A 15,661-nucleotide genomic window follows, 5' to 3' on the forward strand; every position below is an offset into this window, starting at 1 on the left:
TAAAAAAGTTTTGGTGGAATATTTAAATTAGATAGGAAGTAAGATGGAGAGGAAAACTACAATGGAGAAAAATAAAATTATGGATTTAACAATGGGAGATCCTGCAAAACAAATTTTTTATTTTGCATTGCCTATATTTCTTGGGAGTGTGTTTCAACAAATGTACAATTTGGTGGATACGGTAATTGTTGGACATACCTTGGGGGAAAATGCCTTGGCAGCTATAGGTGCTACAACACCACTGTTTGGACTTATTGTTGGAATGGCAATTGGTATAAATAATGGATTTGCTATTGTGATTGCAAGATATTTTGGAGCAAAAGAGATGGATAACATGAGACAGGCTGTAGCAATGACAGTAATTCTAGACCTTATAATATCAATAGTATTTACAGCTATTGGAGTAGGTACAATAATGTATATTCTTAAATTTCTAAATACCCCGCTAGAAATAATAAACGATGCATATGGATATATTGTAATTATCTTAATGTTTATGACTATTACTATAATGTACAATATGATAGCAGGGGTTCTAAGAGCACTGGGGGATAGCCGAAGTCCACTTATATATTTGATTTATGCTTCAATTTTAAATGTAGTGTTGGTTTTTACATTTATTTTGGTATTTAAATGGGGGATTAGAGGTTCTGCTTATGCAACTGTTATATCACAGATTGTAGCAGTAATCTTAGGATTTAATCATATAATAAAAAAATGTCCTGAGCTAAAATTATCTAAAGAAGATTTTAAATATGATGGTCCTATGGTAATGGAATTATTTACATCGGGACTATCTATGGGATTTATGCTATCACTTGTTTCAATTGGTTCAGTTGCACTTCAAGGTGCAATAAACAGTTTTGGTAAAGAAATAATAACTGCACATATGGCAGCAAGAAAAGTTAGTGAAATTTATATGATGCCACTTGGAACATTAGCAACAGCATCAGCTACGTTTGTAAGCCAAAATTATGGTGCAAAGAAATATGAAAGAATAAATATTGGACTTAAGAAAACAGTTATTATGGGTGCCATATGGTCAACAATAGTTGTTATTACTGCCTTTGCCTTTGGAACATATATAATAAAATTCTTAACGGGAACAAATGATACTTTGATTATAGGTACAGCAGTAAAATATTTAAGAATTAATACTCCATTTTATTATGTATTAGCTATTCTTCTTATATACAGAAGTACGCTTCAGGGAATTGGAAGGAAGTTTACACCACTTGTTTCTAGTTCAATTGAACTACTCGGAAAATTTGCAGTTGTAGGATTTTTAGCTCCAACAATGAGTTATTTAGGAGTATGTATATCAGAACCACTTATTTGGATTACATGTGCAATTTTTGTACTCATAGTTTTCTACTCAGATAAGAATTTTAGAGTTGAAATAAAACAAGATAAAAGTGCAATATGAAAAGTGTTATATTATAATAAATCAAACTAAAAGCCATTAGATAAAAATTATAAAAAAGAAAGAAGAAGATAAATGATTAAGTTAATAGCCGCAGATATGGATGGAACATTGATTGGGAAAAATCACGATATACCAAAAGAAAATATAGAAGCAATTAAGGCTGCACAAAAAAATGGAATTAAGTTTGCAATTGCTACGGGAAGAGCATATTGCGATGTAGAGCCGTTTATACATAAATATGACTTACAATGTGATTGTGTTGTATTAAATGGAGCAGAATATAGAGACATTAATGGACATATAGTTGAACATACTTATATTGAAAAAAAACGATCAATAGAAATTTTAGAGACAATGAAATGTAAAGATTTAGCTATAGAAATATATACAGATGACGGATTTTATACAACAAATACAAAAGAAGAAACTTTAGCAGGAATGATAAAAAGATCTCTTGCATTCAATCCAGAATTAAGAGATGAAGAAGAAATACTAAAATATGCTAAGAATAATCCACATTTTAAAAATATGAAATATATTACAGATATGAATGAATTTTTAAATAGAAACAATAATATAGCAAAGTTTGTATCTTTTTCTCAATCACAAGAAATTATAAATAAGGTTCGTAAAAAGATGGAAGTATTAGAAGGACTAGCTGTATCAGCAAGTTTTGGAACTAACATTGAAGTAAATCATATGGATGCTGAGAAGGGAAAAATTCTTGCAAAAGTAGCACAAAAATTGAACATAAAAAAGGATGAGGTAGTAGTGCTTGGAGATGGCTTAAATGATTATTCTATGTTTACAGAATTTGAAAATTCTTTTGCAATGGGGAATGCAGTTGATGAAATAAAAGAAGCAGCTAAATATATTACAGATACAAATGTGAATTTCGGAGTAGCTAAAGCAATACATCTCATATTAAATGGAGAATTATAATCTGATACTTTAGAGTGCCGCTTAATATTCTGTTATTAAAAATAAGGGGTATGCAAGTAGCAAACAAATAAGAATGCCTAGTGCTGATAGCACTAAGCATTCTTGAGGTTTAATTATTTTATTTTGTTTAGTTAATTTAAATAATGCACACTACAATTCTAGTATTACCACATACCATTATCATCATCAAAGATTGGTTGATTTAATAATAAATCTTCATAGTTGCATAAGTTATTATTAATAGCATCGTTTCTTAACACTAAATATAACTCAGCGTTTGTAGCATTTTCATAAGGCATAACAAAAAATACGCCTATTCCTAGAGCTATTGTTCCTAATAAATACCAACCAATAAATGATAAGTCTAATACAAACATATCAAATTTATGTCCTCTAGTCATTTCATTACTTAGAGAAATAGCTTTTAACACTCCAATGTTTGGGTTGTCTGCAAGAATATATGGCACCATTCTGTACGCATAGTACTTGATAATACCAGGGATGATTAAAAGTAAAGTCCAAAGGAAAATAAAAACTTTTGTTAATAACATTGTTTGTACTATTCCTGAGTAGTTTTCTCCATCAAAACCAAAACCAAAACAACTTTTATTATTTTTATATTGAGAGGATTGAATAAAATATCTTCTTCCACCTACCTCCAAACAATATCCAATAAGAATACGAAACGCTACTATTACTATAAATGGAATTAATGCAAACAGTATAGAATTCCAATCTATAAAATTGATATTATGGATATTTGAATAAACATAATCTCTTGAATGACCAGAGTAAGAATTACCACCACCCCAATTATTATTACCTCCTACCAAGGCAATGACTATACTAACCCCAAATGCACTCCAATAGATTTTTCTTAAAACCTCTTTAGCTCTATCTTTTAATTCTTTTCTAGACCACATATATATCCCCCGTTTAAATTATATATTTAATTGCTTTTTGCAAAACTTATAATGTGTAGTTATAAAACATTGCATAAAGTAATTACAATGATTATATTATATGGTATTAGATAACTCATATCAATCTGACAAAATACGCATATTTATCTTTGACGATTGATTTTATCTTCCAGGAACATAAAAGCTATCAATTGCTTTTAATTACTTATTTTTTCTCATGATTTCAACATTATGTGAATTTGTAATGATAATAGGGAAGTTTTTTCTTTTATTTTAAGAAAAGTGTTTGGGATGAATTCTGTGAATACATTTCAAGTAATAACATTCAATAATGTAATTATTTATGATATAATCAGGTGAAATTCCTAATTAACTACATTTAGGAAATAGTCTTTATTCATGTGAATCACTCTATGAAGTATGTGAAAAGTGTAATTGGAAGTTCATTTTTAGGTTTAGAGAAGGAATTATAAAACCCTATGGAATGAACTTCAAGAAATTAAAAAATTTAATGTCCTAAAATGCTAAAAATATATTTTCTTAGTTTTCTTAGAATTTAAAATGAAAAGTAAGCAGATTTTTAAGATATAAATAAATTTAATCTTTGATTCTATTTATATGTATATTTATGAATAATGATGAATAATCCTTATAGAATATATAGGAATACCTTAATTCAAATACATCAAGCATATATATAATTAGTATTATTTATAAGATAACAAGAGAAAATTATAGGACATGGAAAAAGGAGGAGAGAAATGAGTATAACTGAGATATCAGTAAAAAGACCAGCGGCCATGTGGATGGCAGTAATTTTATTCATTGGATTAGGAATTATGGGGTATAAAAGTATGGGGGCAGATTTAATGCCTTCTATGAATATTCCTGTTATATCTATAATGACAACATACAATGGTGCTAGTGCAGAAGATATAAAAAAAGACATTGTAAAACCTATTGAAGATGCAGTATCAGGAATAAGTGGTGTTGATATTCTTAATTCCAGCGCAGGAGAAGGATATGGAACAGTTACAATAACCTTTAAAATGAGCGCAAATATAAACACCGCATATTTAGATGTTCAGAAAGCGGTCGAAAATGCATCAGCAGCACTTCCTAAAGCTGCAAATAAGCCTACTTTATTTAAGATGGATATGAGTGCTATACCTATTTTGGCAGTTTCAATAAATGGAAATGCCAGTTATGATGAACTTTATAATCAATCAGATATTTTAAAACAAAGATTAGAAAAAATACCTGGAGTAGGAAGCATTTCCTTAATGGGTTCAGATAAAAAGCAATTGATGATAAAGATTGACAAAGCGGCTATGGAGTATTATGGAGTGAACATTGATGCTTTGACGGGAACCCTACAAGGAGCAAACGTCAATATACCAGGTGGAGTGATTAAACAGGACAACTTAGATGAATCTGTTAGAATTGTTGGTCAGTTTAGCACCATTGACGCTGCAAGAAATCTTTTAATACCTGCTAGCAATGGTATAACAATTCGTCTTGGTGATATTGCTAAGATTGATTTGGAAGTTCCAGATGCCACCACATTAACAAGATTTAGTGGTGAAAAGACTATGGCAATGATAATTGGAAAACAAAGTGATGCAAATGTCGTAGAAGTTGCTAATTCTGTAAAAAAAGAATTAGAAGATATTAAAAAAACACTTCCAAATGGGACAGATGTTAATATTCTAATGGATACAACCACGTTTATTACTTCATCCCTTACTGAAATAAAGCATAACCTTGTAGAAGGAATTATAATAACTGCAATTGTACTTTATTTATTCTTCCGTAGTTTCCGTTCTTCTTTAGTTGTTTTAGTTGCGATTCCAACATCACTGGTTGCTACATTTTTCATGATGTATCAAATGCATTTTACCTTGAACATGCTGTCCTTAATGGGTTTATCTCTAGTTGTAGGTACACTGGTGGATGATTCTATCGTTGTTATAGAAAATATACAGCGGCATATGGATATGGGAAAAAATCCTATACAAGCAGCCATTGAAGGGCGTAAAGAAGTAGGAATGGCAGCAGTAGCCATCACATTATGTGATATTGTTGTATTTGCTCCTATTTCATTTGTAGATGGTATGATAGGTCAGATGTTTAGAGAGTTTGGTTTGACAATCGTTGCAGCTACACTGTTCTCTCTAATTGTATCTTTTACAATTACACCAATGCTTTCTTCAAGGTTATTAAAAGATGAAAGTATTAAAGAGAATAAAATGAAAAAAGTAAGAAATAACTTTTTCACAAGAATTAGTTCCAAAACAGACGGTTCTTTTGAAAAATTTATAGAAGTATATAGAAAATCTCTAATATGGTCTTTAGATAACAGGGAAAAAGTTTTAGCCATAGTTGTCGCTGGGATTGTGCTTAGTGTAGCGCTTATTCCAATGGGATTAATAAAATCAGAATTTATACCTGTGGCAGACCAAAGTAGTTTCACCATTAATATGAAGCTTACTCCAGGATCTACCTTAAAACAAACAGATGAAAAAGTTATGGAGATAGAAAAATATTTACAAGAAACAAAAGAAGTAAAAAATTATTTTTCAATGATTGGACAAAATGGGGAACAAAGCACAGATAAAGCTACTGCGCAAATTTACGTTAACTTAGTACCTAAGGGTGAACGTAAAATAAGTCAAAGTGAACTTACACGTCAGGTTCGTGCTTTTGGGACAAAGATGTCGGGAGTAGATTTCAATGTATCAGAGTCAAATTCATCTGGAGGTAGTAGTAAACCGGTATCAATTAAGATAAAAGGAGACGATTCAGATACTATAAAAGAACTATCAAATGAAGTTGAAAAGTTAATAAATACAATCCCAGGAGTCATTGATATAAGTAACTCTTCAAGTGCAAGAAGTAGCGAACTTAGGGTCAATATAGACAGTCTTGCAGCTACTCAGTACAATCTTTCTACTGCAAATGTAGGCAGTGTTGTTAGAATGGCATTATCAGGAACGAATGTGGGAGTATATAGATCAAATAATGAAGAAAATGATATAACTCTTAAGTTTGAAAATGGACAAATAAAGAGTGCAGAAGACCTTAAGTCCTTGAAAATCACAAATTCATTAGGAGAGCAAATTCCTCTAAGTCAAGTTGCGTCAATTCAAAAAATAGATAGTAATCCTTCTATATCTAGAGAAGATAAACAAGATATGGTAACTGTAGAAGCCAACTTGCAAGGAAGAGTTCTTGGAGAAGTTACCAATGATATTAATACTAAACTAAAATCCCTTTCAATTCCTAATGGATATAGTATAAACTTCGGCGGAAATCAAAAGCAGATGGCAGAGAGCTTTTCGTCTCTTGGATTAGCTTTAATTGCATCTTTAGCCTTGGTTTATATGATTTTAGTAGTACTTTATGAATCATTCTTAACTCCATTTATAAGAATGATGGCACTGCCTTGTGCAATCATAGGAGCATTTGTTTTATTAGCATTAACTGGACAAACTTTAAACATGATGTCAATGATTGGATTGATTATGTTGGAAGGTCTAGCATCTAAAAATGGTACATTACTTATAGATTATACAAATACTCTTATGAAGAGAGGCCATAATTTAAGGGACGCTCTTATAGAATCTGGTGTCACTAGATTAAGACCAATAATAATGACTAGTGCAACAATGATTGTTTCTATGCTGCCTGTTGCCTTATCTATTGGTGAAGGAACTGAAATGAAAAAGAGTATGGCTATAGTAATCATTGGAGGTATGATCGCGTCAACCGCACTTTCACCAATTATATTACCAGTTATTTATACATTAATGGATGATTTAAAAAGAGTTGTCTCTTTTAAAAAGAAAAAAGTTCAAAGTCTAGAGGGGGGTACCACAAATGAAGTTTAAGATTTCAAAGAAAAAACTTGTTATAGCAGGTATAATTTTAGCAGTTGTTGTAGTGGGTAGTATTTCTATCTTTAGTAAAAGCAAAACGGTAGAAGTAGAGCAAGATGTTAAAAATGTAAAAACACAAAAAGTTACAACGGGAACAATTTCAACAAATATTGAATATGCAAGTAACCTAAAACCTGAAAAAGAAGTAATAGTTTTACCTAAAGCAGGAGGAAAAGTTGCAACTGTAGATGTAAATGTTGGAGATAAGGTTAGTATAGGTCAAAAATTATTTACATTGGAAACAACAGATTATACAGCACAATTAGAACAGGCGCAAGCAGGATTGAGTGCAGCTGTTGCTAACCTAGAAAGAACAAGTGACTCAGGGTTTGCACAACAATTATTGCAAGCAGAACAGATGTTAGGAAAATTACAAATTCAATATAACACTGTAAAAGAAAGTTATAACAGAACACAAACTTTATATTCAGCAGAAGCAGTATCTAAAAAGGAATTAGATGATGCAAAAGCACAGTATGATGCTATAACTATAGACTTAAAAAATGCTGAAGATAATTTAAATCTGCTAAAGAGTAAATCAGGACCTCAAGCTACAAAGGCTGCAGAAGCTGCAGTGGAACAAGCACAGGCAGGAGTTAATGCGGTACAAAATCAAATAGATAATGCTACTATTACTGCACCAATAGCTGGGGTTGTGTCAGAAAAAGCTGTAGAAGTGGGACAATTTGCTAGTGGACAAGCAGGTTCAGTTACTGTTATAGATTATAGCAATTTAAAAGCAGAAATAAATGTTCCTGATAAAATGCTTGCACAGATTGAAGTAGGGCAATCTGTACAAGTTGATATAAATGCATTACCAGATAAAAAAATAGTCGGGGTAATAGATAATATCAGTCCAAATACAAGTTCTAAAAACAATTTTTATGTTGTCAAAGTTAAAATTGATAATTCAAATGACGAAATAAAATCAGGTATGTTTGCAAAAATATCTCTGTCAGCGGAAAATAAAAGCGACATCTTAATGGTGCCAAATGAAACAATTAAAATGGAGAATGGTGTAAATTATCTTTATACAGTTGATAATGGTCAGGTTAAAAAAATATCTGTTGAAACTGGAATTTCAAATGAGAAATTCACAGAAATAACAAGTAGTATAGAAGAAGGCTTAGATGTTATAACCGAAGGACAAAATTTATTAAGTGATGGAGAAAAAGTAAATTTGGTAGAATAAGTATTGTGTCTTAGATAGTTATTCAAATAAAAAATGCGTTGGCTTTTATAAGAAATAGCCAACGCATTTTTATACTGTATTTTTTTGTGGAAAAATAAGGCAACATGTATTATAATTATAAGTGGGATTATTTTCAAGATTATTTAGTTAACAAACTAATTACAAGAGAAAGCGCTTGCCAATAGGAAACTTCGAGTTTTAAGACTTAGTTGGCAAACCGTTCAATTTGTTATAACATATAGAATACATATATATATTATATATTATTAATGAGGTGATTATAATAATGGAGTTTGAAGAAAAAACTTCAGGAATGAAGTATAGAAAAGACAAAAAGGGAAATAAGTTATCTATATTAGGATATGGTTGTATGCGTTTTACTAAAAAGGGAAATAGCATTGATATTGATAAGGCAGAAAAAGAAGTTATGGAAGCAATAAATAATGGGGTCAATTATTTTGACACCGCTTACGTCTATCCAGGCAGTGAGGCAACATTTGGTGAAATTCTAAAAAGAAATAATTGTAGGGATCGAATATATATTGCGACAAAGCTTCCCCATTACATGGTTAAGTCAAAAAAGGATTTAGAGAAGTATTTTAAGGAACAATTAAGAAGACTTCAGACAGATCATATTGATTATTATCTTATGCATATGCTTACTGATGTGAAGACATGGGACCGCTTAAAAGCCTTAGGTGCTGATGAATGGTTAAAGGAAAAAGTTGAAAACGGACAAATTCGTAATGTTGGATTTTCTTATCATGGAAATACAGATACTTTTATTCAATTGTTAGATGCGTATGAGTGGGACTTTTGTCAGATTCAATATAATTATTTAGATGAACATAGTCAGGCAGGAAGAAGGGGACTTGAAGCCGCGAATAAAAAAGGACTTCCTGTAATTATAATGGAGCCATTAAGAGGTGGAAGACTAGTTAATTTATTACCGGAGAAGGCTAAGAACATAATAAAGGAGAATTCAAGGAAGCGTACTGCTGCAGAGTGGGCATTCCGTTGGCTTTGGAACCAACCTGAAGTTACGTGTATACTGTCTGGAATGAATTCTCTTGAAATGGTTCAGGAAAATATAAAAGTTGCAAAGGATGTAACAGCAGGTGAATTTACAGAAGAGGATTTCGAATTAATAGAAAAAGTTAAGAATGAAATCAAGAGAAATATTAAAGTAGGTTGTACAGGTTGTGCCTATTGTATGCCATGTCCTAAAGGGGTAGACATTCCAGGAACTTTTCATTCCTACAATATGATGTATGCTGAAAATAAGAAATATGGGAGAAGAGATTATCTTATGTGTACTGCTCTACGAAAAAATCCAAGCAGTGCTGCACAGTGCGTTGAATGTGGTAAATGTGAAAAACATTGCCCTCAGCATATAGAAATTCGAAAAGAACTGAAGAATGCTCGTAGGGAGCTGGAAACCCCTATATATAAAATTGCAAAGACTATGGTGAAATTATTTAAGCTGTATTAAAAGGTGAGGATTATTTTCTACGTACATAAAAACCGGATACATGATGGAATTAATATCCGTCATGTATCCGGTTTTTACATGTATAGTAGTTTAAGTAAAATTACTTTAATTCCTACTTGTATAAATAAATGTTTTTATTCAAAGTCTTCAGGATTAAGATTATTTACATATTCTAATATCTCATCAAGTGACTTTGAACTATATAGTGAATCAGTTCCACCGCCATGATAATAAAGAGAAAAACGATCATTCTTGAAATAAAAAATATGATAACTTCTTGACCCTACTTGTCTATTACCCATGCAAATATCTTCAGCATCGATTTTTTTGGTTAACATTTTATTGATGTTATGAACAGTTATATTTTTAAAATTCTCCAATTCAGAAAAAAGAGGGTAAAATTTAAATTGTTCTAAAGTGCTCATATTAAAACATCTCCTTTAAATAATTATTTATTTATATAATAATTATTTATCTATATAATTTGATTATACTATTTTAATATAAAAATACAAGTAAAAAACTTATATTAAATTAAAGAAAAAATACATAGAATTAAGAATGTTAGGTGACAGAAAATTAATATGAATTTTTCAATATTAAGCTGATAAAAATTAAGGTATCTTTTAGTAGGTCAAAGTTTTTAATAGCTTTGTTATGAGTAAGGTTAGTTATTTAGTATGTTCATTATAAATTGTTTCTTAATATAATATTATAAGAGAATTCAAGAAAAATAAGTGGGGGTATAATTTTAATTATGGATATACACAATAAGAATGAATATAAAAATAGATGGGTAATATTAGCTGTCGTAGTATTACTTCCATTCATGGCAACGCTGGATAGTACTATAGTAAATGTAGCACTACCAGTAATGGTAAATATATTTTCTGTAAATATGTCTTCTATTCAATTAATAGTAATTTGCTATCTTATTACTATAGTTAGTACAATTTTATTTTTTGGAAGATTAGGAGATATAAAAGGAAAATCTATAATATTCAATTTTGGATTATTTATATTTACTATAGGTTCTTTATTTTGTGGTTTATCAAAAAACCTTACTTCCTTAATTCTTTTTAGAATAATACAAGCTATAGGAGCTTCTGCAGCTATGGCAAATAATCAGGGAATAATAACACAAGTGTTCCCTGATAATGAAAGAGGACGAGCCCTTGGAATATCAGCAACTTTTATAGCTCTTGGGACAATGATAGGGCCACCCTTAGGTGGCTTTATAGTTTCATATTTAAGCTGGAATTATATATTTTTCATAAATATTCCCATTGGAATAGTAGCAACTATAGTAGGAGTAAAAATGCTGCCTAGTAAGTTGACGAAAAAAAGTGAAAGCATGGATTTTTTTGGAGCTATAACTTTTGGAGCAAGTGTTATCTTTTTATTTTATTCCCTTATTGCTGGAAAAACTATTGGATATAGTAATAGTTTAATTATATTTAGTTTTATTACAGGAATTTTTTTGTTTATTATATTTATATTTGTAGAAAAGAAATTGATGTATCCTCTAATTGATCTTTCATTGTTTAAAAATTCTCTCTTTTCCGTGGGTATACTATGTACTTTTATATGCTATATGTCATTTAATAGTAACAATATTGTTCAACCTTTTTACCTTGAAAATGTGTTAAAAATGACTCCTAATTATGCAGGAATGATTATGATGATTTCTCCAATAATAGTTACAGTGATTTCACCTTTTAGTGGGCAGTTATCTGATAAAATAGGTTCGGAGTTTTTAACATTTTTGGGTCTAATACTAATGGGAATAGGTATGGGCTTAATGGCAACTTTAAATGAAAATTCAACCCTTCAGGGATTGATTATATATATATCTTTAATAGCCATTGGAAATGCACTGTTTTTATCACCTAATAATTCACTTGTCATGTCTTCAGCTCCTAATGATAAATTGGGCATAGCTGGGAGTTTGAACGCTTTTGTAAGAAATTTAGGACAGTCATCAGGTGTTGCTATGGCTACTTTGCTCCTTTATTCTTTTATGAGTATTAAAATGGGCACAAAAGTATTTGGATATGTTGAAGGAAGAAATGATGTATTCATGTTTGGAATGAAGTATGTATATATTAGTTCAGCTATTATTTGTTTTATTGGAGTTGTAGTAACAGCTATAAGATTAAATATTCCATACCATAAAAAGAAATAACATATAAAACTTTATTTATAGAAATCTATTTTTGTAGCAGATTATTTGATGAGAATAGGTAAGACTAGATTTTATAATTTTTGCGAGTTGAGATAAAAATTAAATTAAATGGATTAAAAATCAATTGAAGTTTTAACTAGATTGATGTAAACTGTCTAATGGTTGAAAATTTAATCAACACTCAGTTTTTAGGTGATGAAGGTTATTTATACTAAAGTATTAGAAGTGAATACCTTTCTAAGTTAAAAAAATAATTTAAAGAAACGAAGGATGATCATGAAAAAATTATTAGGTCTTATAATTAAAATAACATTTGGATTTTTATTATGTGCATGCGGAACTGTAATGGCTCTTAATTCAAACTTAGGATTAAGTCCTTGGGATGTGTTTCATCAAGGATTAACAAATATAACTAGCTTAACTATGGGACAAGCTAGCATTGTAGTTGGAGTAGTTATAGTAATAATTACAAGTATATTGGGACTTAAGGTAGGCTTGGGAACTATAGCTAATATGATAGTAATTGGATGTTTCATAGATATTCTTATATACAGTAATGTTATTCCGGTTTGTAATAACTTATTCACAGGAATATTAATGATGATAGGAAGTCTATTTATGTCAGCTATAGGTAGTTATTTATATATAGGCTGTGAAATGGGATGTGGTCCTAGAGATGGACTTATGATTGTATTAGTTAAGATTACAGGCAAGTCAGTAAGTAGAATAAGATTTTGCATAGAAGCGGGAGCTTTAATTATTGGTTGGATCCTAGGTGGATTTGTTGGAATTGGAACATTGGTAACTGCACTTGGAATAGGATATTGTGTTCAAATCATTTATAAATTATGTAATCTTGATATAAAGTTACTAAAACATAGAAATGTAAAAGAAGGCTTTAGATTTATACGTGAGTGTATAATTGCATAAAAACAGCGCATTAAATTAAAATTTGATGCGCTATTTTTATTTTGCATTAGCTAAATAATTTATATAGAATAAATAAGGTCTGACTCAAAACATATATGGCATTTTGGATTTGTTAATTTCTTATTAGATAATCAAATGCACCTAAGGCTGAATTAGCACCTGATCCCATAGAAATAATGATTTGTTTATATGGGGTATTGGTACAATCTCCTGCACCAAACACTCCTGGGATATTTGTAGCACCATGGTTATCAATTATTATCTCACCTAAGTTATTACGTTCAACTATTTTTCCTAACCAATCTGTATTTGGTACAAGTCCAATTTGAACAAATATACCTTCCAGCTCCATATGATTAACTTCTCCTGTCTCAAGTTCAATGTAGGTAATACCATTTACCTTATCTGTGCCGGTAATCTCTTTTGTTTGAACATTTTTTAAAACAGTAACATTATTTAAACTATAAAGATGTTTTTGTAATACAGCATCAGCTTTTAGTTCTGGCATAAATTCAAAAACTGTTACATGACTTGCAATTCCTGCAAGGTCAATGGCTGCTTCAATACCAGAATTACCTCCACCAATTACTGCTACGTGTTTTCCTTTAAATAAAGGGCCATCACAGTGAGGACAGTAGGTTACACCTTTGTTTTTGAATTCTTCTTCTCCTTTCACACCAACATTTCGCCAATGAGCACCTGTTGAAATTATTACGGTCTTGCTCTTTAAAATAGCACCGTTTTCTAATTCAACTTCTATTAATTCTTTCTTTTCTAACCGTTTAGCACGCTGCAGGTTCATCACATCAACATTGTATTCTTTAACATGTTCCTCAAGGCTTGCTGCAAGTTTAGGACCTTCTGTATATTTTACACTTATAAAATTTTCAATTCCAATAGTGTCTAGTACTTGGCCACCAAAGCGTTCAACAATAATTCCTGTACGGATGCCTTTGCGTGCTGCATAAATAGCTGCACTTGCTCCAGCAGGACCGCCTCCAACAACAAGCATATCATATGGCTCTTTATCTGCAAATTCTGATGCATCTAAAGTTGTGCCTATCTTGGCAAGAATTTCTTCAATTGTAATACGACCAATGCTGAAGACTTCACCATTTAAGTAAACAGTTGGTACTGCCATTATATTTTTGCTTTCAATTTCGTCCTTGAAAACACCACCATCAATTGTTGTATTAGTGACATTGGGATTAAGAATGCTAATTAAATTAAGCGATTGAACAACTTCTGGACAGTTGTGGCAGCTTAAACTAATGTAAGATTCAAAATTATATTCTCCCTTAAGGTTTTTAATAACATCAATTATTTTTTGATCAACCTTTGGAGCTCTTCCACTAACTTGTAGTAGAGCTAACACCAATGAATTAAATTCATGGCCTAAAGGAATCCCTGCAAAAGTTACTCCAGTTTCTTCACCAATGCGATTAATACTAAAACTAGGTGTTCTTAATAGTTTGGATTTCTCCATTTTAATTTTTGAAGACATAGAAACTAATTCATCTACTAGAGCAACCATATTATTGGATACCTCATCGGAAGCTGCACTGACTTTTATAAGTACAGTGCCTTCCATAAGATTTATATATTCTGCTAATTGTTTTTTTATGTCTTTATCTAATTTCATAGTTTACCTCCTAAATCTTTCCTACAAGGTCAAGACTTGGTTTAAGTGTTGATGCACCTTCTTTCCATTTTGCTGGACAAACTTCACCAGGATTATTTCTAACATATTCTGCTGCTTTAATTTTATCAACTATGACGCTTGCATCACGTCCAATGTTACCAGCATTGATTTCAATTGCTTGGATTACACCATCTGGATCTATGATAAATGTACCGCGATCAGCAAGACCAGAAGATTCTATCAATACATCAAAGTTACGAGATAATGTATGTGAAGGATCACCAACCATAGTATAAGTGATTTTTTTAATAGATTCTGAACTATCGTGCCATGCTTTGTGAGTGAAATGAGTATCTGTTGAAACCGAATATACCTCAGCTCCAATTCCTTTTAGTGTTTCATAATTATCTTGTAAATCCTCGAGTTCAGTTGGGCATACAAATGAAAAATCTGCTGGATAGAAACAAAATACACTCCATTTTCCTTTTAAATTTTCTTCAGTGATTTCTAAAAATTCACCGTTTTTATAAGCTAATGCTTTAAATTGTTTTACTTGTGTTCCTATTAATGACATAATAATCTACCTCCTAAAATTTATTGTATATTTTAAATTCATAATTTAATTCTTCATATTAAATGATTATATTTATTAATTAATAATAATTATTGATTAATATTATTATACAACTAGGCTAAAATTTGTCAAGAGAATTATATAGATTTTTTTATTTGTATTTTGGTAAATACAAAGGATATATAATTTAGTGGAATTAAATTTGCAAATATATAATATCGATCTGAATAATTCGCACTTCAGAAGCATCTAGATAGTCTTTGTAAAGGAAGAATGAATGAAATTACTTTTCTTTTTACTATTTTAATGAGGTTATAATTACTAAAAAATACGATGATAATTACTAAAAGGGTATATCACATCTTGAAGGATTTAGAAATTATTGAATAGTTTAAGAGAAAAGTTAAATAATTAGAG

11 protein-coding genes are annotated in these 15,661 nt (G+C 30.6%); 7 read left to right on the top strand and 4 right to left on the bottom strand.

Features of this window, described 5'->3' with window-relative positions:
- The first annotated feature begins 61 nt into the window (after positions 1 to 61).
- On the top strand, positions 62 to 1,426 hold the full coding sequence (locus DIC82_12180) for an MATE family efflux transporter (protein AWK51724.1): 1,365 nt from the start codon (positions 62 to 64) through the stop codon (positions 1,424 to 1,426).
- A gap of 72 nt (positions 1,427 to 1,498) precedes the next feature.
- Positions 1,499 to 2,368, top strand: coding sequence for a Cof-type HAD-IIB family hydrolase (locus DIC82_12185; protein AWK51725.1), 870 nt, complete (start codon positions 1,499 to 1,501; stop codon positions 2,366 to 2,368).
- Positions 2,369 to 2,532: 164 nt separating this feature from the next.
- Here DIC82_12185 and DIC82_12190 read toward each other — a convergent pair whose 3' ends face one another.
- Positions 2,533 to 3,291, bottom strand: coding sequence for a hypothetical protein (locus DIC82_12190; protein ID AWK51726.1), 759 nt, complete (start codon positions 3,289 to 3,291; stop codon positions 2,533 to 2,535).
- Between the two features lie 761 nt (positions 3,292 to 4,052).
- On the opposite strand from DIC82_12190, the gene DIC82_12195 reads away from it, so the two are divergent.
- From DIC82_12195 to DIC82_12205, 3 genes are all read left to right on the top strand, one after another.
- Positions 4,053 to 7,181 carry an AcrB/AcrD/AcrF family protein gene (locus DIC82_12195; protein AWK51727.1) on the top strand — a complete coding sequence of 1,043 codons (3,129 nt, stop codon included), beginning with the start codon at positions 4,053 to 4,055 and terminating at the stop codon, positions 7,179 to 7,181.
- Positions 7,171 to 8,421: an efflux RND transporter periplasmic adaptor subunit gene (locus DIC82_12200; protein AWK51728.1), complete on the top strand. Its 1,251-nt coding sequence runs from the start codon at positions 7,171 to 7,173 to the stop codon at positions 8,419 to 8,421. The genes DIC82_12195 and DIC82_12200 overlap by 11 nt, the downstream gene beginning before the upstream one ends.
- Before the next feature lie 286 nt (positions 8,422 to 8,707).
- Positions 8,708 to 9,913, top strand: coding sequence for an aldo/keto reductase (locus tag DIC82_12205; GenBank protein ID AWK51729.1), 1,206 nt, complete (start codon positions 8,708 to 8,710; stop codon positions 9,911 to 9,913).
- Positions 9,914 to 10,047: 134 nt separating this feature from the next.
- Here DIC82_12205 and DIC82_12210 read toward each other — a convergent pair whose 3' ends face one another.
- Positions 10,048 to 10,338 carry a hypothetical protein gene (locus DIC82_12210; protein AWK51730.1) on the bottom strand — a complete coding sequence of 97 codons (291 nt, stop codon included), beginning with the start codon at positions 10,336 to 10,338 and terminating at the stop codon, positions 10,048 to 10,050.
- A 332-nt stretch (positions 10,339 to 10,670) separates the two neighbouring features.
- Here DIC82_12210 and DIC82_12215 point away from each other — a divergent pair, with 332 nt between their 5' ends.
- The gene (locus DIC82_12215; GenBank protein ID AWK51731.1) at positions 10,671 to 12,098 is read left to right on the top strand and encodes an MFS transporter; all 1,428 of its coding nucleotides are present in this window, start codon (positions 10,671 to 10,673) and stop codon (positions 12,096 to 12,098) included.
- Positions 12,099 to 12,374: 276 nt separating this feature from the next.
- On the top strand, positions 12,375 to 13,028 hold the full coding sequence (locus DIC82_12220) for a hypothetical protein (GenBank protein ID AWK51732.1): 654 nt from the start codon (positions 12,375 to 12,377) through the stop codon (positions 13,026 to 13,028).
- Positions 13,029 to 13,140: 112 nt separating this feature from the next.
- On the opposite strand, the gene DIC82_12225 is transcribed toward DIC82_12220, so the two are convergent.
- Positions 13,141 to 14,670 (bottom strand): alkyl hydroperoxide reductase subunit F, encoded by a 1,530-nt coding sequence (locus tag DIC82_12225; GenBank protein AWK51733.1) that lies wholly within the window; start codon positions 14,668 to 14,670, stop codon positions 13,141 to 13,143.
- Between the two features lie 10 nt (positions 14,671 to 14,680).
- Positions 14,681 to 15,244, bottom strand: a complete 564-nt coding sequence (ahpC, locus tag DIC82_12230; GenBank protein ID AWK51734.1) for a peroxiredoxin — start codon at positions 15,242 to 15,244, stop codon at positions 14,681 to 14,683.
- Positions 15,245 to 15,661: the final 417 nt, after the last annotated feature.

The organism is Clostridium beijerinckii (assembly GCA_003129525.1).
In the GTDB taxonomy this organism is placed as follows: Bacteria; Bacillota; Clostridia; order Clostridiales; family Clostridiaceae; genus Clostridium; species Clostridium beijerinckii_D.

Bases quoted from the DNA above. Each gene is read 5' to 3' on its own strand.
- DIC82_12185 (AWK51725.1), top strand. From the start codon at position 1,499: ATGATTAAGTTAATAGCCGCAGATATGGATGGAACATTGATTGGGAAA.
- DIC82_12210 (AWK51730.1), bottom strand. From the start codon at position 10,338: ATGAGCACTTTAGAACAATTTAAATTTTACCCTCTTTTTTCTGAATTG.
- DIC82_12190 (AWK51726.1), bottom strand. From the start codon at position 3,291: ATGTGGTCTAGAAAAGAATTAAAAGATAGAGCTAAAGAGGTTTTAAGA.
- ahpC (AWK51734.1), bottom strand. From the start codon at position 15,244: ATGTCATTAATAGGAACACAAGTAAAACAATTTAAAGCATTAGCTTAT.
- DIC82_12215 (AWK51731.1), top strand. From the start codon at position 10,671: ATGGATATACACAATAAGAATGAATATAAAAATAGATGGGTAATATTA.
- DIC82_12205 (AWK51729.1), top strand. From the start codon at position 8,708: ATGGAGTTTGAAGAAAAAACTTCAGGAATGAAGTATAGAAAAGACAAA.
- DIC82_12220 (AWK51732.1), top strand. From the start codon at position 12,375: ATGAAAAAATTATTAGGTCTTATAATTAAAATAACATTTGGATTTTTA.
- DIC82_12195 (AWK51727.1), top strand. From the start codon at position 4,053: ATGAGTATAACTGAGATATCAGTAAAAAGACCAGCGGCCATGTGGATG.
- DIC82_12225 (AWK51733.1), bottom strand. From the start codon at position 14,670: ATGAAATTAGATAAAGACATAAAAAAACAATTAGCAGAATATATAAAT.
- DIC82_12200 (AWK51728.1), top strand. From the start codon at position 7,171: ATGAAGTTTAAGATTTCAAAGAAAAAACTTGTTATAGCAGGTATAATT.
- DIC82_12180 (AWK51724.1), top strand. From the start codon at position 62: ATGGAGAAAAATAAAATTATGGATTTAACAATGGGAGATCCTGCAAAA.